The organism is Staphylococcus massiliensis CCUG 55927, assembly GCF_000298075.1.
In the GTDB taxonomy this organism is placed as follows: Bacteria; Bacillota; Bacilli; order Staphylococcales; family Staphylococcaceae; genus Staphylococcus; species Staphylococcus massiliensis.
In genome coordinates this window covers 1,179,178-1,199,183 of the sequence record NZ_JH815593.1, presented here as the reverse complement: position 1 = coordinate 1,199,183, position 20,006 = coordinate 1,179,178, and the positions used below count along the sequence as shown (strand labels likewise).

18 protein-coding genes are annotated in these 20,006 nt (G+C 38.1%); 12 read left to right on the top strand and 6 right to left on the bottom strand.

Translation table 11 applies throughout. The features are described from left to right. Positions 1-396 precede the first annotated feature (396 nt). The 5 genes from A33S_RS0106020 to queC form a co-directional block, all read right to left on the bottom strand. Positions 397-651, bottom strand: a complete 255-nt coding sequence (locus A33S_RS0106020) for a GlsB/YeaQ/YmgE family stress response membrane protein (RefSeq protein ID WP_009383125.1) — start codon at positions 649-651, stop codon at positions 397-399. Positions 652-723: 72 nt separating this feature from the next. Then, positions 724-1,257: a hypothetical protein gene (locus A33S_RS0106015; RefSeq protein ID WP_142382102.1), complete on the bottom strand. Its 534-nt coding sequence runs from the start codon at positions 1,255-1,257 to the stop codon at positions 724-726. A gap of 160 nt (positions 1,258-1,417) precedes the next feature. Beyond that, positions 1,418-2,131 (bottom strand): 7-carboxy-7-deazaguanine synthase QueE, encoded by a 714-nt coding sequence (gene queE, locus A33S_RS0106010; RefSeq protein WP_009383123.1) that lies wholly within the window; start codon positions 2,129-2,131, stop codon positions 1,418-1,420. Then, the gene (queD, locus tag A33S_RS0106005) at positions 2,124-2,549 is read right to left on the bottom strand and encodes a 6-carboxytetrahydropterin synthase QueD (protein ID WP_009383122.1); all 426 of its coding nucleotides are present in this window, start codon (positions 2,547-2,549) and stop codon (positions 2,124-2,126) included. Before queD ends, queE begins: the two co-directional genes overlap by 8 nt. Beyond that, complete coding sequence (gene queC, locus A33S_RS0106000; RefSeq protein WP_009383121.1) at positions 2,549-3,217, bottom strand: 7-cyano-7-deazaguanine synthase QueC; 669 nt, start codon at positions 3,215-3,217, stop codon at positions 2,549-2,551. Before queC ends, queD begins: the two co-directional genes overlap by 1 nt. A 250-nt stretch (positions 3,218-3,467) precedes the next feature. On the opposite strand from queC, the gene A33S_RS0105995 reads away from it, so the two are divergent. From A33S_RS0105995 to A33S_RS0105965, 7 genes are all read left to right on the top strand, one after another. Further along, entirely contained in the window at positions 3,468-4,061 is a 594-nt protein-coding gene (locus tag A33S_RS0105995) for an anthranilate synthase component II (protein WP_009383120.1), read from the top strand. Beyond that, positions 4,045-5,184, top strand: coding sequence for an anthranilate synthase component I family protein (locus A33S_RS0105990; protein WP_009383119.1), 1,140 nt, complete (start codon positions 4,045-4,047; stop codon positions 5,182-5,184). The genes A33S_RS0105995 and A33S_RS0105990 overlap by 17 nt, the downstream gene beginning before the upstream one ends. Position 5,185: 1 nt before the next feature. Beyond that, the gene (locus A33S_RS0105985; protein WP_009383118.1) at positions 5,186-5,803 is read left to right on the top strand and encodes an aminotransferase class IV; all 618 of its coding nucleotides are present in this window, start codon (positions 5,186-5,188) and stop codon (positions 5,801-5,803) included. A gap of 227 nt (positions 5,804-6,030) precedes the next feature. Further along, positions 6,031-6,735, top strand: a complete 705-nt coding sequence (locus A33S_RS0105980) for a 5-oxoprolinase subunit B family protein (protein ID WP_009383117.1) — start codon at positions 6,031-6,033, stop codon at positions 6,733-6,735. Next, positions 6,723-7,739 carry a 5-oxoprolinase subunit C family protein gene (locus A33S_RS0105975; RefSeq protein ID WP_009383116.1) on the top strand — a complete coding sequence of 339 codons (1,017 nt, stop codon included), beginning with the start codon at positions 6,723-6,725 and terminating at the stop codon, positions 7,737-7,739. Before A33S_RS0105980 ends, A33S_RS0105975 begins: the two co-directional genes overlap by 13 nt. A 597-nt stretch (positions 7,740-8,336) precedes the next feature. Continuing rightward, positions 8,337-10,274 (top strand): polyglycerol-phosphate lipoteichoic acid synthase LtaS, encoded by a 1,938-nt coding sequence (gene ltaS / locus A33S_RS0105970; protein WP_009383115.1) that lies wholly within the window; start codon positions 8,337-8,339, stop codon positions 10,272-10,274. Between the two features lie 589 nt (positions 10,275-10,863). Beyond that, complete coding sequence (locus A33S_RS0105965) at positions 10,864-11,505, top strand: FusB/FusC family EF-G-binding protein (protein WP_009383114.1); 642 nt, start codon at positions 10,864-10,866, stop codon at positions 11,503-11,505. Positions 11,506-11,556: 51 nt separating this feature from the next. Here A33S_RS0105965 and A33S_RS0105960 read toward each other — a convergent pair whose 3' ends face one another. Continuing rightward, positions 11,557-12,372 (bottom strand): ZIP family metal transporter, encoded by an 816-nt coding sequence (locus A33S_RS0105960; protein WP_009383113.1) that lies wholly within the window; start codon positions 12,370-12,372, stop codon positions 11,557-11,559. Positions 12,373-12,481: 109 nt separating this feature from the next. On the opposite strand from A33S_RS0105960, the gene A33S_RS0105955 reads away from it, so the two are divergent. The 5 genes from A33S_RS0105955 to hisC all read left to right on the top strand — a co-directional run bounded on the left by A33S_RS0105955 (position 12,482) and on the right by hisC (position 19,934). Further along, positions 12,482-14,359, top strand: coding sequence for an ABC-F family ATP-binding cassette domain-containing protein (locus A33S_RS0105955; RefSeq protein ID WP_017176642.1), 1,878 nt, complete (start codon positions 12,482-12,484; stop codon positions 14,357-14,359). A gap of 11 nt (positions 14,360-14,370) precedes the next feature. Next, a complete protein-coding gene (recQ, locus tag A33S_RS0105950; protein WP_009383111.1) occupies positions 14,371-16,149 on the top strand; it encodes a DNA helicase RecQ in 1,779 nt (592 codons plus the stop codon). Positions 16,150-16,332: 183 nt separating this feature from the next. Then, positions 16,333-17,292 carry an ABC transporter ATP-binding protein gene (locus tag A33S_RS0105945; protein ID WP_009383110.1) on the top strand — a complete coding sequence of 320 codons (960 nt, stop codon included), beginning with the start codon at positions 16,333-16,335 and terminating at the stop codon, positions 17,290-17,292. Next, entirely contained in the window at positions 17,289-18,812 is a 1,524-nt protein-coding gene (locus A33S_RS0105940; RefSeq protein WP_009383109.1) for an ABC transporter permease/substrate-binding protein, read from the top strand. The genes A33S_RS0105945 and A33S_RS0105940 overlap by 4 nt, the downstream gene beginning before the upstream one ends. A gap of 66 nt (positions 18,813-18,878) precedes the next feature. Next, complete coding sequence (hisC, locus tag A33S_RS0105935) at positions 18,879-19,934, top strand: histidinol-phosphate transaminase (RefSeq protein ID WP_017176641.1); 1,056 nt, start codon at positions 18,879-18,881, stop codon at positions 19,932-19,934. The last annotated feature ends 72 nt before the right edge of the window (positions 19,935-20,006 follow it).

The window sequence follows — 20,006 nt, the reverse complement described above, 5'->3', positions numbered from 1 at the left end:
GAGCCAAGTGAAGTCGCGACATGGCTGTAAACCCGCGATAAGAGCCAAGTGGAGTCGCGACATGGCTGTAAACCCGCGATAAGAGCCAAGTGAAGTCGCGACATGGCTGTAAACCCGCGATAAGAGCCAAGTGGAGTCGCGACAAGGCTGTAAACCCGCAATAAGAGCCAAGTGAGGTCGCGACATGGCTCTTAAACCGAAATAACAACCAAGTGAGTCAACCACTTGGCTCTAAATCCAACCTTACAGCCAAGTGCTATTACCACATGGCTGTAACAACACTAGCACCAGCCCCGGCGCGCGCACGTAAACCTACAAATCTATACAAACATAAAAGCACCCGCAATGTTGATCTCACGTATCAACGTTGCGGGTGCTTTCTTCGTTCAATTAGGCTTAGTTTTTTCCACGTAAAAGATTTAGAATAAAAGACGCTACGACAATTAGAATGATTGTACCAATAAGTGCTGGAATTACGGGAATACCAGCGATTTCACCCCAGTGACCTAATAACTTAGCGCCGATAGCTGAACCTACAATTCCAGCTAAAATGTTACCTAGGATTCCGCCAGGGATATCTTTTCCTAAGATAACACCAGCTAACCAACCGATTAAGCCACCAACAATGAGCATCAAGATAAATCCGAACATGTTGGCCCTCCTAACAATTTCCATTTTTTCTATCTAAAAATATATACCCATTCCTTTTATTCATAATCCTAGTTAGATTTGAAAGGTCTTTTGCCAAAGGAGGTATGTAATTAAGAGTGCATGGATGATTAAGAATACGAACCAGAACGGTGTTAAAATTGTCATGATGCTAAATGATAGGATAATGACAATTGTTCCGACGAAAGCGGGCTGTTTAAGTTTCTGGTATAAAGCTACTTTGTATCTCGATGGTGCTTTTGAAAGAAATAAAATAATGGCACCGAATATAAAAATGGCTGGTGCTAAATATGGTAGTGACATATAGTATGAATCTTCGCTTGTTTGAAAAGTGATGAGTAAAGACAGGCTAAACATCATAGCAAGTATGCCTGCAATAAACTTTTGATGATTAACAACATAGCGATGTGTATGAATCTCCACATATTTCTGCACGATAAACCATGCTATGAGCATTAATGTGGTCGTATTTGTAATAAAATCGAATGTGCCTAAACTAACTAAATTGATTAAAGCATTTATCATAATCGCTAGTACGATTGTACTGAAGTAGAAGTGTTGGTATTGGTGGATCCACAAATCTAGCATTAGCGAAAAACACACAACTAAGATGTTAATTATCAAGATTACAATCATTTTCGGCTCCTATCTCATTTGTTCATTGTATTATTATAACAGTAGTTGTGTTTACAAGCATTTAATATGTGTATCAAACTATATGATATTTATAAAAAACTTTATCCTCGAGCTAGACGCTTTTCTTGTTGCTCCATAATAGTGTGTGAAGCTGTGGTAAGACATACACATTGTTCATGTCGTCGCTTTTCATAACGCGGTCGATTAAGTTTTCATAGCGTTCAAGCAATTTCATCGTATGGTTATCAACGTCATCCTCTAAATAAGGGTTACCTACTTGTAAGTAAAACGGAATGACTGGGAAAGTATGGTGAATCATTTTAGCGTATTCATAGTCATCCTCTTCGAAAATAACTACCTTAAGGTTAACGGTTTCCTTCTTACATTGCGCGATGACTGCCTTAAGGATGTCTAAGTTTTGGTCCATACCGCTGCTAGGTGGTTTCGGGCTTATCGTTAAGTCGTTAATTTGGCGCATCCACGGTTGGAATTTAGAACCTTGAGTTTCAAGCGCAGTTTCAATTCCTTTCATCTCAAAAAGGTCTACAAGTTCCTGAATACCTTTAATTAAAGCAGGGTTACCGCCTGAAATCGTAACGTGATTAAAACAGTCGCCGCCAATTGCTTTTAGTTCATCATAAATCGCTTCAGCTGTCATAAGGTGTACGTCGTCCTTCATTGAACCGTCCCAAGTAAAACTTGAATCGCACCAACTACAACGGAAGTCACAACCACTCGTTCTTACAAACATTGTTTTACGACCGATGACGCGTCCTTCGCCTTGGATCGTAGGGCCGAAAATTTCGAGTACAGGTATTTTAGCCATGTTCAACATCCTTTGGTCGATAAATCACGTAGCTTGTAGGTGTTTCTCTAACAAACACTTGTACACACTTAGGTTGGTTCGGACGTTTACGTAAATATTCAGCAACCATATCGTAAATCGTCTTTGCGACCATTTCGGTTGAAGGGCTTTTCCCGTGGAAGATATCTAAATCGTTTAACAGTTGGTGGTCGAATTGATCGTGTACCAATGCTTTTAACGCGCTGAAATTGACAAGAAAGCCTGTGTCATCAAGTTCATCGCCTGCAATCGTTAAATTAACGAAGTATGTGTGACCGTGCGTGCGCATACATTTACCTGCGTCTTCGCTCGGAATATAGTGTGCGCTTGAGAAGTTAAAGTCTTTGTTGAGCTCGAATTGATACGGATGATTCGTGCTCGGATACATTTGTTGAAACATTACGCTTCACCTCTTGAATTTATATATTGTTCTAAACCGCGTTGTCTCAGTTTACAAGCAGGGCATTCGCCGCAACCATCACCAATAACGCCGTTGTAGCACGTTAACGTCTTATTGCGTACGTAATCTAGTGCACCAAGCTCATCACTTAACGCCCATGTTTCCTTCTTATCTAACCACATTAAAGGCGTTTCGATGACGAAATTTTGGTCCATTGATAAGTTTAACGTCACGTTCATGGATTTAATAAATGCATCACGGCAGTCTGGATAGCCAGAGAAGTCCGTTTCACAAACGCCCGTTATAATTGTCTTCGCATCAAGTTGATAACTCAGCGCACCTGCAAATGATAAGAAGAGTAAATTACGTGCTGGTACGAACGTATTTGGCATCCCATCGTCATTCGTCTCGATATCCATATCATGGTTCGTCAGAGCATTAGGCGTCAGTTGAGATAATAACGACATATCTAACACGTGATGTTCTAAACCTTGCTCTTTCGCAATCGCCTTCGCGACTTCAATTTCCTTGTCATGACGTTGTCCATATTCAAATGTTACAAGTATCACTTCTTCATATTTTTGTTTCGCATAGAAAAGGCACGTCGTACTATCTTGGCCACCGCTAAATACGACGATCGCTCTATCTTTATTTAAAGTTTTAGTCATCTTAACAGACTCCTTTTTACATATCTTTTAAAAATGAAATAAAAAAACCTGAGACTTAAAGTCCCAGGCTATATATAAAAAACGAGTTGAATGCATGTCATCATGTAAGTCTAGTTTTTTATAGAGGGTATGAGCTAGGAACCTCTCATCATTTATTTGTCCGTTCCTAAGAATAATACATTACCATTGTAAAAGCAAGTCGCAATTTGGGATAATGGTTATAAAGTGTTATAGAAAAGAGCGTATGACAATGATAGTTATAATTAATAATAAAGATTCATTTACATATAATCTCGTCGATTATGTTTCAACCGAAACAACACGACCGTTGAAGGTTATCGACGTTGATGCGATTGATTTAAACACATTAAAGACTTGGGATATCTCGGCCCTTATTATTTCTCCTGGCCCGAAGACGCCTAAAGACTATCCCATTCTATTCGATCTTTTATCCCATTATGAAACGCGTGTGCCGATATTAGGCGTTTGTCTAGGCTTTCAACTCATCGTTTCGTATTATGGTGGCGACATCGTTCACAACGAGAAGCCTGTCCATGGTCACACGACATCGCTTACCCATTCAGGAAAAGTCCTATTCCAAGGATTGCCTCAAGGGTTCGAAGTGATGCGCTACCATTCACTCATGGCGAAGCGTGACTCTGTGCGCGAACCGCTACAAATCTGTGCTTCAAATGAGAAGGATGTGCCCATGGCTGTCTCGCATCAATCATTGCCGATATACGGCTTGCAGTATCACCCTGAATCCTATTTAAGCGCGTACGGTCACGAGCAAATACGACTTTTTCTAGCGAAGGTAGGTGCGTCACATGTCAGTCAACATTAATTATAAATATTTAAATAGTCCTAACACGCATTCAACATACCAATTCCAATTTGAACAACCCGATGCATCGTTCATCGCGCGTTCTAAAGATGAGGTATGCCCAATGATTGATTTCGCTGAAGACTATCAACGACAGGGCTTTTACGTGGTGGTATATTTACCATACGAAGCAGCACCAGCTTTCAATTCAGACCTCGTCACTTACGAGCCGTCTGATTCGGTGTACGGGGCATGCTACGTCTTTAAGGAACCTGTTCAACATACGCAGGCCAATACGGTTTCAACGCCAAGTTCGGACAGCCAATTCCAATTCAAGGCATCGAAAGCTTCTATTATAGAAAGCATTGAAACGATACAACGTGAAATCACGGAAGGTAACACGTACCAAGTAAACTATACGACGCGTTTAAGTAGACCGATTTCACAAGGTATCGCAGACATCTATCACGCCTTAAGCGAAGGTGGTCACGGGTCATACACCGTCATGATTGATACGGATGACGTTAAGGTAGCATCGATTTCACCGGAATTATTCTTCCAGAAGGGGACGTACGACAATCAACCCAATACAATTTTAAGTCGTCCGATGAAAGGTACGATGCCAAGGGGTACCTCGCCTGAAACTGACCAAGCGAACTATGATACGTTAGCGCAGTCGTTAAAGGACCGTGCCGAGAACGTCATGATTGTGGATCTATTGCGCAATGATATATCACGCATTGCTAAGCCTGGTACGATAGACGTCGATTTACCATTCTTTATCGAAACATTCGAGACGGTCTATCAAATGACGAGCATCGTGAAAGGTACGTTGCGTCAAGGGACTTCTTTACACACTATTTTAAAAGCCCTATTCCCGTGCGGTTCGATTACAGGTGCACCTAAAATAAATACAATGTCTATCATTCATCAACTTGAGCAAACACCTAGACACGCATACTGCGGTACAATCGGTTTACTATTACCTGACACTAAAATGATCTTCAACGTACCGATTCGAACGGTACAATATATATATGATGAAGCCGTTTATGGTGTCGGTGCAGGTATTACAATCGACTCTGACCCGAATAATGAGTATGATGAGTTCCAAGCTAAAACGTCTATTTTAAAGGGGATTTAATATGCATGTAATTGAAACGATGCGCATTGAAGATAAGCATATTCCAAGGTTCGACTTGCATCAAAGACGAATCCGCCAAGCGGCACATTATTTTGACATACCTTTTCAAGAAGAAGCATTTCAATCTGAGGTTGAAGCGGTTCTTAATCAAATACAAGATGATGCGATATATCGATTGAAAGTGACGCTCGATCAGGATGGTAGGCTTGAAAGTGCTTTTCAAAGGATGCAACCAACGGCATACTTAACAGCAACGTACGGAGAGTTGAACGAGAACGTGGCATCTTGGAAGCGGACGTATAAGACGTCTGAACGGGCACATCTTGCTTTCGATCAACCGACGGATTTAATCTTGTTGTATGATGCTAACGACAAGGTGCTTGAATTTAATATCGGTAACGTTGCGATTGAAGAGGATCAAAACGTATATACGCCTGTGTATGAAGGGGACTTTCTAAATGGGTGTATGCGCCAGGCACTATTAAATGATAAAAAAATCACGGAAAGAAACTATACAATTACTGAAATTATAGATAAAATAAAACAACATAAAGTAAAACTTTATATGTTGAACAGTTTAAGAGAAATGGTTGATGTTAAATTAGAGCTTAAAGGGTGACGGTTATGGTATTTGTATATCTATTCTGTATTATTGCAATGACATTTCTGCTACGTCACTTTGTGTATAAGCAATTGGACACATCTTATCAACCTTTGAAATATATTGTAGTGGTGCTAACATCACTCATATTGATATTTACAGTTTACTTATTTATGCATGCAATCGTGAAAATTATGATAAGGCTACTCGGTGGCTTTTACAATTAGGAAAGGTGAGATGACCTGATGAAAGTCTATAGTCAAGGGGATTTAGCTATCGTCGTTTCACTAGACGGAGATGTTTCTAAATCAACAACTGAAGATTTAATCAAGTTAAGTAAAGCGCTACGTGCTAAACATTTACCGTTTATTATCGAAATCGTGCCGACTGAATCCGATTTACTAGTCGTTTATGACGCGACGAATATGATTAAGCATTATGATATTGAATCACCATTTAAATATATGAAGGCTTTAATTGAGGACATGGATATTCAATCTGAAGAAACTGAACACCAAGACGTGTGTGAAATTCCTGTTGTCTATGGCGACACGTACGGTCCTGACCTTAAAGATTTACTTAATGCGAACCATTTAACTGAAAGTGAGTTTGTGCAATTACATACTGAGAATCGCTACTTCGTGTCGATGATGGGTTATTCACCAGGCTTCCCTTATTTAACGGGGCTAGATTCCAAACTTTACGCGAGACAAACTGGTGTTCACAAGCGCTTTATTCCAGCAGGGTCTGTCATTATTGAAGGTCAAAAGTGCGGTATCGTAACGAATGATACGTATGGTGACTGGCTTGTTGTTGGCTATACGCCAGTTCAATTATTCGATCCTTCAAGCGAATCGATAACTGTATTAAAAGTTGGCGATATGGTGTCTTTCAAAGCGGTTTCTCAAAAAGATATAGAATTAGGGGGCTTTAAGCCATGTCAATCATAATTGAAGATGGTGGCCTATTTTCAAGTTTTCAAGATTTAGGTCGCAAAGGATATGAACATTTAGGTATTATCGCAAGCGGCGCATTAGATTCACTTGCGCATGAAATTGCGAACCGATTAGTTGGCAATGATAAAAACGAAGCAACACTTGAAATGACGCATAAGATGGCACGTATTCGTTTTACAGAACCAACCTTAATCGCGATAACTGGTGCGCATTTTAAAGCCCACGTAGGCGACATGTCGATTTATCCTTCTAAATTATATCGCTTAGAAAAAGGCGACGTCCTTACATTTACCGACCATACGAAAAGTACGCGTGCCTACTTAGCTGTAGCAGGTGGCTTTGAACTCGACACATGGCTTGGTTCCACATCAACAGACATGATTTCTAAGCTCGGTGGCTTCCATGGTCGTACATTGAAAGCTGGCGATGAAATTAATATGAAACGTGATTATAACGAACGCCATCATAAACTCTTTGAGAATCTTGAAAAGTCCAAGAAAGCTACTTGGGGCGTAGATGGTTATACGTTAAGTCTCAATTATCTTTCAGACGTGATTCACGTTATAAAAAGTAAGGGCGCTGAAGATTTTACAGAAGCGACTAAAAAGCAATTTACAACAAATGAATATAAGCTTACGAGTAAAGCAAACCGCGTTGGTATCGTACTTGATGGTGTGCCTATAAAAGCTTATTACGATGATATGCCGCCGCATCAAGCGGTTAAACGCGGCTCTATTCAAGTTAAACGTGACGGTACACCAATCATTTTACTCAACGATCACTATACGCTGGGAAGTTATCCGCAGCTAGGCACGGTCGCGAGTTATCATATCTCTAAAATTTCGCAAAAGCCACAAGGTGCTAAGCTTAAATTCCAGTATATTGATATCGAGCAGGCTGAAAAGAATCTGATTAAGTATGATCGATGGGTAAACCAACTCTTCCATTGTATTGAGTTTAAGATGCAGGAAGAAATGGCTAAAGTTGTGAAATCGTAACGGAGTTGGATTTCGTGTTGTGAGAAGGTGCGTAAGTTTGAAGCGATCGCGTCGTTGTTCGTGGACATGCGTGTAATGATATTTAATGAAGAAACGCGATGTTGATTTAGGTGGCGACGTCGAAATTAAACGTTCGTAAACGACACTTTGAAGACGCTTTTTACTTTAACATGACCAATTAAATATTTGATAAGGTGGATCTGCGTTTTGAAAAGTCGCGAGGTCCACTTTTTTTATATTGAGATGGATATCAACCTTAAGACTGAAAACTTTTAGTGAAGCAAGGTGTATAATAGATTTCAGTTTGTATTGATTAAATATTAACTTCTTTAAATCAATCCTAAGGCTATTATTAATTTAATTTTAATTGAATATGAAGTTAAATTTAAGCGTGAAAAATATTTTTAAAAACAGGTGGTTTCGCTTGAAATATTTCACTTGTTCCTATATATTTATATATTGTACTGAATATAGAATATTACAGAAATGTTACATATAACCCTTTATATGTAACTGAGATTGATTTGACAATAACTTTGTAAATAAACGATAAATGAAACTTGGACAAATGAATATGATTAAATGGAGGCTACAATCATGAGTACACAGAAAAAGAAAATAAGTGTATTTATGTTCTTCTTATTGACAGTATTAACTTTGTCTTTGAAGACATATTTTGCTTATTACGTTGACTTTTCTCTGGGCGTCAAAGGTTTAGTGCAGAACTTGATTTTGCTCATGAACCCATATAGTTTAATCGCCCTAGTTTTAAGTATATTTTTATTCTTTAAAGGTAAGAAAGCATACTGGTTGTTATTCATTGGTGGATTTTTACTTACGTTCCTACTGTATGCGAATGTTGTGTATTTCCGATTCTTCTCGGATTTCCTAACATTTAGTACGCTAAACCAAGCAGGTAACGTTGAATCCATGGGCGGTGCCGTTACAGCTTCTTTCGAATGGTATGACTTCATGTATTTCTTAGATACATTATTCTATCTATTCGTATTACTTTTCAAACGTGACTGGTTAAGCGAGCGCGTATTCAGCAAAAAGTTTATCCCAGTTGTGATGGCCGTTTCAGTAGCATTATTCTTCTTAAACTTAAGTTTTGCTGAAACAGATCGTCCAGACTTATTAACACGTACATTCGACCATAAATACTTAGTTAAGTATTTAGGACCATATAACTTCACAGTGTATGACGGTGTTAAAACAGTCCAAAACAAACAACAAAAAGCTTTAGCATCAGAAGATGACTTAACAGAAGTTTTAAACTACACAAAACAAAAGAACGCAGAACCGAATATGGAATACTTCGGTAAAGCTAAAGGCAAAAATGTTATCAAAATTCACTTAGAAAGTTTCCAAACTTTCTTGATCAATAAAAAAGTGAACGGTGAAGAAGTAACACCTTACTTAAATAAATTATCATCAGGTAATAGCGAGTACCGTTATTATCCAAACTTCTATCACCAAACTGGTCAAGGTAAAACATCAGATGCTGAGTTCACTATGGACAACAGTTTATATGGTTTACCTCAAGGTTCAGCCTTTTCATTAAAAGGAGACAACACGTATCAATCATTACCAGCTATCATGAACCAAAAACAAGGTTACACATCTAACGTGATGCATGGTGACTACAAAACGTTCTGGAACCGTGACCAAGTTTATAAACACTTTGGTATCGATAAGTTCTACGATGCAACTTACTACGATATGTCACCTAAGAACTTAGAAAACTTAGGACTTAAAGATAAAGAATTCTTCACGAAATCAGCAGAATATTTAGCGAAAGAAAAAGAACCGTTCTATTCGCACTTAATTACGTTAACAAACCATTATCCATTTACTTTAAACCCTCAAGATGCTTCAATTGAAAAGCCAAACACGGGTGACTCAACTGTTGATGGATATATTCAAACAGCAAGATATTTAGATGAATCACTTGAACAGTTTATCAACGAACTAAAAGCAAAAGGCTTATACGATGATTCAGTGATTATGATTTACGGTGACCACTATGGTATTTCTGAAAATCATAACAAAGCAATGGAAAAACTTTTAGGTGAAGAAATCACACCAGCCAAATTCTCTGACCTGAACCGCACAGGATTCTGGCTAAAAGTTCCTGGTATGGAAGGTCAAGTTGACCCAACATACGCAGGCCAAATCGATGTTATGCCGACAATGCTACACTTATTAGGTATTGATTCTAAGAATTACGCTATGCTAGGTACAGATATGTTATCTAAGGATCATAAACAAGTCGTACCATTCAGAAATGGTGACTTCGTAACTGATAAGTATCAATATATTAACGGTAAAGCATACGATCAGAAGACAAATGAACCACTTGAAGAAGAACCTAAATCACTTGAATCAGATAAGCAACAAGTGGAAAAAGACTTATCAATCAGTGACAAAATCTTAAATGGTGACTTATTCAGATTCTACGACAACAAAGACTTTGATAAAGTCAAACCATCTAATTACCATTACAAAGCAGGCGAATATGGTAATCAAAAATAATACAACTTTTTCATAAATTCGATAAGGAGCCGAAACGTTCAAGCGTTTCGGTTCTTTTTTGGTTGGATGGGGGATTACGGGTGTGATTTTGAGTAGAATTAAGCGAAGTCGCTATTGCGGTAGGCGTTTGAAACTTGATGGCGAAACCGTCATCAAGTCTCAGGGCGTTTCAAACTTGATGGCGAAACCGTCATCAAGTCTCAGGGCGTTTCAAACTTGATGGCGAAACCGTCATCAAGTCTCAGGGCGTTTCAAACTTGATGGCGAAACTGTCATCAAGTTTCAGGGCGTTTCAAACTTGATGGTGAAACCGTCATCAAGTCTCAACACATCTCAAACCCAATCAACAAAGCTTGACCGAATATCAAAGTCTGAACATTCAACGACATAAATGTTACAAACCGCTTAAACCAAGAGAACCGATGAAATATGTTATATTGAAACTCAAGAGGGAGTTGATATTATGATTCGTTTTAACGATTCAAGTTTAATACTGCAAAGTACAGCACCATAACTAAGGTACTTTGTAGCAGATTCTTTTCCTACAAGGTATCTTTTCCAACACAACTAAAAGAAAGGAAAATGAATCATGACGAAACAAATTTATCCTTACCAATATCACTATATCGCGGAACAAATGTATCAACTGCATAATATCTACAAATCCGTTAACGACCCAGAAACGGTTAAGCACCAAATGGCGGATGTGCTTCATAATATTCGTAACGTGTTTGAAGCTGTTACGCCTGAACTTGAAGCATCCCTTGAAACGCTCAAGGATATCAAATTATCTAAATACCAGATTGAGAAAGTCTTAAACGTCGTTAGCCAATATGTCATTCCTTTTCAAATGCCGTCATCTAAGCAGATTGAAAAGCAATTTCGAAAAGTTAAGAAGCTTAAGGTTCCAAACTTTAGCTCTGAAGATTTATTAGCTTCAACCTTTCTAGGTTGGAATGATCCGTCATCAAACCGTCGTTACATGTTGTACTATGATGAATCAGATCAATTGAAAGGATTTTACGGCGAGCTATCGCCGAAAACGGTTAAGGGCTTTTGCTCGATATGTAATAAAGAGAGTAAGGTGTCATTATTCTTGCATAAAAGTAAGGAATCGGGTGACGGGATGTATACGAAGAAGGGCGATTATATTTGTTATGATAGCCAAACGTGCAACCGTCAATTAACTGATCTCACTAAATTCTATCACTTTGTGAATAAACTGAATTAACGCATACTAAAAAGGACGTGTCGCTACATAGCGCCCACGTCCTTTCATGTTTTAACCTAAGGCAACATCTAGAATCATCATAATGGTAAAGCCAATCATGAGACTCATTGTCGCAAGGTCTGTATTATTACCGTTTTGTGAATCTGGAATGAGTTCTTCTACAACCACAAATATCATTGCGCCTGCAGCAAAAGCTAATGCATATGGTAGCATTGGCGTTATGAATACAACCGCTAAAGCACCAATTGTCGCAAAGATAGGTTCTACAATAGCAGATGCTTGTCCGTAGTTAAAGGCTCTCATTTTAGAAGCGCCTGAAGCACGGATTGGCATAGATAAGGCAGCACCTTCAGGGATATTCTGAATACCGATACCAATTGCTAAAGTGAGTGCGCCTAATAATGTGGCATGTGAATTTCCTGTAACAACGCCGCCAAATGCAACCCCGATGGATAAACCTTCAGGAATATTATGTAGCGTTATTGCTAGTACAAGTAATATATTTTTATCTAAACTTGACTTCATACCTTCTTTAACTTGGCTCTTATCGTTCGTATTACGATGCATATGCGGAATCACTAAGTCTAGTGAACGTATAAAGAGACCGCCTAATAAGAAACCAATGGCAGCAGGTACGAATGAGAATGGACTTCCATTACCAAAGTCGATTGCTGGTTGTAAAAGAGACCAAAAGCTTGCAGCTATCATAATGCCTGCCGCAAAACCTTGCATAGAGCTCAAGACTTTATCGTTAATATTCTTGAAAAAGAATACAAAAGCCGCACCAAGTGCAGTTAATAACCACGTTACGATACCTGCGAAAAGTGCTTGTATGTAAGGTGGCAAACTTTGGAATAATTCTTGCATCTACAAAGTCTCCTTCTATCATTTATTAGTAAAAAGATGTATAATATATAGAACTGAATTAAGTCTACCAGTAAATGTAAGTATTGTGAAATAAAAGGATGAAATTATTATGGAAGCATATAAAATCGAACATTTAAAGAAAATGCACGCAGATAAAGTGATTTTTGATGATCTTAATTTATCAATTTCAGAACATGAGAAAATCGGACTCGTTGGCATTAATGGGACAGGTAAGAGTACATTACTTAAAGTGATTGCGAACTTAGATGAAGATTTTGAAGCTTCAGTCACACACCCTAAAGACTACAATATTTGCTACTCAGCTCAAAAGCAAGACTTAGATCTCGATAAGACTGTTTTTGAAACGGTCATGGACGTAGACACAAAGACGATGCGCGCGATTAAACGTTATGAACAAGCGACGAAGCATTATAGTAATGTGATGACAGATGAAGCGCTTAACGAGATGATGGCAGCGCAAAACGACATGGATCAATTAAATGCATGGGACTACAGTGCTGAAATTAAAACGATCTTAACTAAACTTGGCATTCATGACGTTGATAAAAAAGTAGGCGCCTTGTCAGGTGGCCAACAAAAGCGTGTTACACTTGCGAAGTCGTTAATCGAAATGCCAGACTTACTATTATTAGATGAGCCTACGAACCATTTAGATTTTGAATCAATTCATTGGCTTATCAACTTTGTAAAGCAATATCCGCATACTGTGCTTTTCGTGACGCATGATCGTTACTTTTTAAATGAAGTGGCGACACGTATCGTTGATTTAAATCAAGGTCAACTGACGACGTATCCTGGTAATTATGAATCATACATAGAGATGCGTGCTGAGAATGAACGTATTAAGGCAGAACAACGTGACAAAGAAAAGTCACTTTATAAAAAGGAATTAGAGTGGATGCGCGCCGGTGTAAAAGCACGTACGACGAAACAAGAAGCGCGTAAACAACGCTTTAAAGACTTAGAATCTCAAGTTAAAGGTCACACGCAAGAACGTAGTGGTGAATTGAACCTCGCGTACTCACGACTTGGTAAACAAGTATACGAACTTGAAGATGTATCAAAATCGATTAAAGATAAAACATTGTTTAAGGGCTTTTCAGAGATTGTGCAAAGCGGCCAACGTGTTGGTATCGTTGGACCGAATGGTGTTGGTAAGACGACGTTGTTGAATATATTAAGTGGTGAGGATAAGGACTTTGATGGCGACCTTAAAATTGGTCAGACGGTAAAAGTGGCATATTTCAAACAAACGGATGAGCGTTTGGACCGTGATATACGTATGATTGATTTCTTAAGGGAAGAAAGTGAAGTCGCTAAGCAAAAGGATGGCACGAATGTATCCATTACACAGCTTCTGGAACGCTTTCTATTTCCGAGTTCGACGCATGGTAAGAAAGTTTATAAGCTGTCTGGTGGCGAACAAAAGCGTCTGTATCTCTTACGCTTACTTGTGCATCAACCGAACGTATTACTGCTCGATGAGCCTACGAACGATTTAGATACAGAAACGCTTACGATATTAGAGCAATACATTGAGGACTTCGGTGGCACGGTAATTACGGTTAGCCACGACCGATACTTCTTAAATAAGGTTGCGAAAGCGTATTGGTATATACACGATGGTCAAATAGAACGAGTTATTGGCGACTTTGATGATTATCTCGCTTATAAAAAAGCTGTTGAAGATGAAGCGCAAGCACAACGTGACCGTGACAAGGTCAAACATACAAAGTCTAAGCCACAGAAATCTGGACTATCTTATAAGGAAAAGCGTGAATATGAAACGTTAATCGAGCGTATTGATGAAACTGAAGCACGTCTTGAAGCGATTGACAGTGAGATGATTGAAGCGGGTAACGATTATGCGAAAATTAAAGAACTCAATGAAGAAAAAGAAATTTTAGAAGAAACGTATGATAATGACATCACAAGATGGAGTGAACTCGAAGAATTATTAAATTAATGAGGGATATTATGGAGGAAACATTATCACATTATTTTGGTTATGCGTCATTTCGACCGGGCCAAAGAGAAATCATTGAAAAAGTAATGGACCATGAACATACCCTTGGCGTACTGCCAACTGGTGGCGGTAAATCACTTTGCTATCAAATCCCTGGGTTAATGAAAGGCGGCATCACCCTCGTGATTAGTCCGCTAATTTCTTTGATGAAAGACCAAGTGGATCAATTACAGGCAATAGGTATTAAAGCTGCTTATTTAAATAGTAGTTTGTCGCAACAACAGCAAAAAGAAGTTGAAGCTTCACTGAAACAAGGTGAAATTCAATTTCTTTTTATTGCACCTGAGCGCTTTTCACAACATTACTTCATGAATATGATTCGAAAACTTGATATTAAACTCATTGCATTTGACGAGGCGCATTGTATTTCTAAGTGGGGGCATGATTTTAGACCGAGTTACCAAGAAGTTATACATAAAGTATTATCACTACCACAAGCATTTACAATTGTTGCTTTAACTGCGACAGCGACGAATGAAGTTGAGAAGGATATTATGTCGCGTCTTACAATTGACCGAAAGAACCTTGTCAAAACAAGTACGAAGCGTCGAAATCTCATTTTCAAGGTGAATCCAACTTATCAACGTCAAAAATTCGTGATTGATTATGTTAAGGCACACGATAAACAATCAGGTATTATTTATTGTTCAACGAGAAAGCAAGTTGAAGAAATTTATGAAGCTTTGCAGCAAGAAAATGTGCGTGTAATCTTTTACCATGCTGGTATGACAAATAAGGAACGTGAAGAAGCTCAGAATGACTTCGTGTTTGATAATGTCGATGTTGTGGTTGCGACGAACGCTTTTGGTATGGGGATCGATAAATCAAATGTACGCTACGTGATTCACTATAACATGCCAGGTGATTTAGAAAGTTACTACCAAGAAGCTGGTCGTGCAGGGCGAGATGGTCTTGATAGTGAATGTATCTTGATGTTTAGCGACCGTGATATTGGGCTACATCAGTTCTTTATACAATCGTCTCAAGCCGACGAAGATTATAAAGAGCGCATGGGTGAAAAGCTCACTAAGATGATGCATTACACAAAGACAAAGAAATGTCTAGAAGCGACTTTGGTGCATTATTTTGAACCTAATGAAAAGCTAGAAGAGTGTGGACAGTGTAGCAATTGTCAAAAGCAAGATAAGACTTACGACATGACAAGAGAAGCTCAGAAAATTATTAGTTGTATCTGTCGACTTGGTCAGAAGGAAACATATAATACCGTTATTCAAGTCCTACGTGGTGAAACATCTGATTACATTCAGCATTCCGGATTTGATAAGGTGACGACGTTTGGACTTATGAAGATGTATACAACAAGTGAATGTCATCATCTTATCGATGAACTCCGTTTTAAGGGCTTTTTAAATGAACAAGATGGTGTTTTAATCTGTGATAAAACGGTTAAATCAGTATTAAGTGGTGAAAAATCTGTATTTACGACACCATTTAAACAAAAAGCTAGAGAAAAGGTTAGTATTAATACTGTTGAAGGTATTGATCGTGCCTTATTTGATGAATTGATTAAAGTGCGCAAGCAATTAAGTGATAAATTGAACATCGCGCCAGTAAGTATATTCTCTGATTATACATTAGAAGAATTTGCGAAACGTAAACCAGAAACGAAACAAGATATGATAGTTATAGATGGGGTAGGTAGTTATAAACTTAAACATTATTGCCCTAAATTCTTAGAAACGATTCAGTCTTATAAAGATAAGGTTTAAACATTATAGGTTTATCTACTCGAATCATTCATAATTCCGATTCTTTTATAGTATGTGTTGGTATGTGATTTGAAGTAGGTAAACCTTTTTCAATATTAAATGTTGTAAAAATTTGGAATATACTCTAAACTTACATTAATTTATCATCTTTTGTTAAAAATACATATTAAAAGAGGTAATGATATGATTCAATTCAAGAATGTGACCAAGCGTTACAAGGATAAAGTAGCCGTAGATGACTTAAGCTTTAATATTAAAGAGGGCGAATTTTTCGTCTTAATTGGACCATCTGGTTGCGGTAAAACGACTACACTTAAGATGATTAACCGCTTAATCCCTTTAACAGACGGGTTTATCTATTTCAACGACAAACCAATAAGTAGTTATCCTGTTCATGAAATGAGATGGGATATTGGTTATGTGCTTCAACAAATTGCTTTATTTCCGCATATGACGATTAAAGATAATATCGCGCAAGTGCCTCAAATGAAGAAATGGGACGCTAAGCGCATTGACGCCCGTGTTAACGAACTTATGGAAATGGTTGGTTTAGAACCTGAAGTTTATAAAGACCGTCTGCCTCATCAGTTATCAGGTGGGCAACGTCAAAGAGTTGGGGTGCTTCGTGCATTAGCTGCAGATCCACCTGTTATTCTCATGGATGAACCGTTTAGTGCATTAGATCCAATTAGTAGAGAAAAACTTCAAGATGATTTATTAAATATTCAAAGTAAGATTAAGAAAACGATTGTCTTCGTGACGCATGACATACAAGAAGCCTTCAAATTAGGTGATCGTATCTGTCTTTTAAATGAGGGGCACCAAGAACAAATTGGAACACCTGATGAATTTATGACGCAGCCGAAAAATGAGTTCGTAAGACAATTTATTGGTGACTTAGACGCATATATGATTAAACAAGTGACGGTGAAAGATATTATTAACCAAATTCACTTACCTAAGACGGATGAAGATCCGAGTTTACCAGTCGTGAGTGAAGATGCGACGATACAAGATATTTATGATGAGTTATCCCGTTCAGATAACGTCTTGGTATGTTGTGATGGCGAAATGTTTTACCAGCTTAACCGACAAGACGTCTTTACTTTCTTAGCTCATAGTCAAAGAGGTGCGTTATCATGAAACAATTCTTCGAAACGTTAGCAGAACGTAAGTCTGAACTGTTGCAAGTGTTAATCGAGCATATTCAATTATCCTTTATAGCACTGTTAATCGCGGGATTAATTGGTGTGCCACTCGGTATCTTATTAACTAAGACGAAGAAAATTTCAGAAATCGTGATTAATATAGCGGCGGTGCTTCAAACGATTCCATCACTCGCCTTACTTGGTTTAATGATTCCGTTATTCGGTATCGGTAAAGTACCAGCTATAATTGCGTTAGTCGTGTATGCATTATTGCCGATTCTCCGTAATACTTACACGGGTATTAAGGAAGTAGACGGCTCTCTTGTTGAAGCGGCTAAAGGTATTGGTATGAAGCCGTTACGACGTTTAACTAAAGTAGAGTTACCAATCGCAATGCCCGTCATTATGGCAGGGATTCGAACAGCTATGGTGCTTATCGTTGGTACGGCTACACTCGCAGCTTTAATTGGTGCAGGTGGTCTTGGTGATCTTATCTTACTCGGTATCGATCGCAATGATGCATCGTTAATTCTTATTGGTGCAATACCGGCTGCGATTTTAGCCATCCTATTTGACTTTGTGCTTCGTTATTTAGAGCGCGTCTCTTATAAAAAGGCCTTAATCATCCTGTTAAGTATTTTACTCGCTATGTTACTCGTCATCGTAGGTCCTATGCTCACGAAGAAGGGTGACAATATCACAATAGCTGGTAAGTTAGGTGCTGAGCCTTCGATTATTACACATATGTATAAGATTCTGATTGAAGAAGAAACAGATGACACGGTAAAAGTAGAAGATGGTTTAGGTAAAACATCATTCTTATTTAACGCTTTAAAATCTGGAGACATAGATGGTTACCTTGAGTTTACAGGTACGGTTTTAGGCGAACTTACAAAAGAACCGCCTAAATCTAAAGATGCAGATAAAGTATACAACCAAGCGAAACAAAGTCTTGAGAAAAAACATGATATGACGATGTTAAAACCAATGAAATTTAACAACACATACGCGCTTGCGGTTAAGAAAGACTTTGCTGAAGAACACGACCTCAAAACGATTAGCGACTTGAAAAAGGTTGAAGACGAAATTAAACCTGGTTTCACTATGGAATTTAATGACCGCGGTGATGGATTTAAAGCAATTAAGAAATCCTATAGCTTAAACTTTGATGACGTAAAAACAATGGAACCTAAGTTACGTTATCAAGCTGTTGAAAAGGGTGATATCAATCTCATCGACGCTTATTCAACAGATGCAGAACTTAAGAAATACGATATGATTGTGCTAGAAGATGATAAGAAAGTGTTTCCGCCTTATCAAGGTGCGCCAATGTTTAAAAAGTCCTACATCGAAAAACATGAAGAAATTAAGAAACCGTTAAATAAACTTGAGAACAAAATTTCTGATGAAGACATGCAAGAGATGAACTATAAAGTGTCTGTAGAAGGTGAATCACCAGAGAAAGTAGCACGTGAATATCTTGAAAAAGAAGGGCTTCTAAAGTCGTCTGATTGATTTTTATTGTGTAAAAGATTTATAATTAAATTATAATATCTAAAACATAGAAACTGAGGTGGTCTTATGAAGGAACAATTAAAAGACATGCAAGCTTACCAAGCTGGTTTATCACCAGAAGGATTAAAAGATAAATATAACCTTGACGTTGATTTATTTAAACTCGCATCTAACGAGAACGTTTATGGACCTTCACCGAAAGTTAAAGAAGCGATTCAAGAAAACTTAGATCGCATCTTCTATTATCCTGAAACAGATGTACCTCAAGTACGTGAAGCATTAAGTGAATTTTACAATATTAATCCCAAAACATTATTCTTTGGCGCTGGTTTAGACGAAGCAATTCTAACGATTACACGCACTGAACTTGATGATGGCGATAAAATCGTTACTAGTGAAGCAACATTCGGCCAATATAAACGCAATGCGATTGTAGAAGGCGCTGAAGTTGTTGAAGTACCTTTAAAGGACGGTTACTTTGATTTAGATGGCATTTTAAATGAAATTGATGACAAAACAAAGATGGTTTGGATTTGTAATCCGAATAATCCAACAGGTACTTATGTAACGCATGAAGCGCTTGAAAACTTTATTTCACAAGTGCCTGATGACGTATTGGTAATGGTGGACGAAGCTTACTTTGAATTCGTTAACCAAGAAGATTATCCGAATACATTCGAACTACAAGACAAATATCAAAACGTCGTATTATTACGTACTTTCTCCAAAGCTTATGGTTTAGCTGGTTTACGTATCGGTTATGTCATTGCGGACGAATCTCACGTCAACAACTGGGATATAATTAGACCGCCATTTGATATTGGTGTCTTAACGCAAGTAGCAGCTCAAGCAGCACTTGAAGACCAAGATTATTTAAAAGATGTTACATCTAAAGTTGTTACTGAGCGTGAAAAATTCTATGAACTTGAAGCAAGTAAGCACTTCTATGATAGTGAAACAAACTTCATCTACGTTAAAACGGATCGACCTCACGATTTATATGAAGCACTATTAGAAGTAGGGGCAATTACGAGAGAATTCCCTGATGGCTTACGCATTTCAATTGGCTTCGAAGATCAAAATGATAAAGTTAGACGCGTATTAGAGTCATTTGAATTTTAAATGTTGTTTTAATAGCGTAAAACCCTGATAAAGAAGTGGTAGAAGAAATCATTGGTATTTCTCTACCGCTTT

Bases quoted from the DNA above. Each gene is read 5' to 3' on its own strand.
- queE (WP_009383123.1), bottom strand. From the start codon at position 2,131: ATGGCTAAAATACCTGTACTCGAAATTTTCGGCCCTACGATCCAAGGC.
- recQ (WP_009383111.1), top strand. From the start codon at position 14,371: ATGGAGGAAACATTATCACATTATTTTGGTTATGCGTCATTTCGACCG.
- A33S_RS0105965 (WP_009383114.1), top strand. From the start codon at position 10,864: ATGACGAAACAAATTTATCCTTACCAATATCACTATATCGCGGAACAA.
- hisC (WP_017176641.1), top strand. From the start codon at position 18,879: ATGAAGGAACAATTAAAAGACATGCAAGCTTACCAAGCTGGTTTATCA.
- A33S_RS0105955 (WP_017176642.1), top strand. From the start codon at position 12,482: ATGGAAGCATATAAAATCGAACATTTAAAGAAAATGCACGCAGATAAA.
- A33S_RS0105990 (WP_009383119.1), top strand. From the start codon at position 4,045: ATGTCAGTCAACATTAATTATAAATATTTAAATAGTCCTAACACGCAT.
- A33S_RS0105980 (WP_009383117.1), top strand. From the start codon at position 6,031: ATGAAAGTCTATAGTCAAGGGGATTTAGCTATCGTCGTTTCACTAGAC.
- A33S_RS0105975 (WP_009383116.1), top strand. From the start codon at position 6,723: ATGTCAATCATAATTGAAGATGGTGGCCTATTTTCAAGTTTTCAAGAT.
- A33S_RS0105945 (WP_009383110.1), top strand. From the start codon at position 16,333: ATGATTCAATTCAAGAATGTGACCAAGCGTTACAAGGATAAAGTAGCC.
- A33S_RS0105985 (WP_009383118.1), top strand. From the start codon at position 5,186: ATGCATGTAATTGAAACGATGCGCATTGAAGATAAGCATATTCCAAGG.
- A33S_RS0105960 (WP_009383113.1), bottom strand. From the start codon at position 12,372: ATGCAAGAATTATTCCAAAGTTTGCCACCTTACATACAAGCACTTTTC.
- A33S_RS0105995 (WP_009383120.1), top strand. From the start codon at position 3,468: ATGATAGTTATAATTAATAATAAAGATTCATTTACATATAATCTCGTC.
- queD (WP_009383122.1), bottom strand. From the start codon at position 2,549: ATGTTTCAACAAATGTATCCGAGCACGAATCATCCGTATCAATTCGAG.
- queC (WP_009383121.1), bottom strand. From the start codon at position 3,217: ATGACTAAAACTTTAAATAAAGATAGAGCGATCGTCGTATTTAGCGGT.
- A33S_RS0106015 (WP_142382102.1), bottom strand. From the start codon at position 1,257: ATGCTAGATTTGTGGATCCACCAATACCAACACTTCTACTTCAGTACA.
- A33S_RS0105940 (WP_009383109.1), top strand. From the start codon at position 17,289: ATGAAACAATTCTTCGAAACGTTAGCAGAACGTAAGTCTGAACTGTTG.
- ltaS (WP_009383115.1), top strand. From the start codon at position 8,337: ATGAGTACACAGAAAAAGAAAATAAGTGTATTTATGTTCTTCTTATTG.
- A33S_RS0106020 (WP_009383125.1), bottom strand. From the start codon at position 651: ATGTTCGGATTTATCTTGATGCTCATTGTTGGTGGCTTAATCGGTTGG.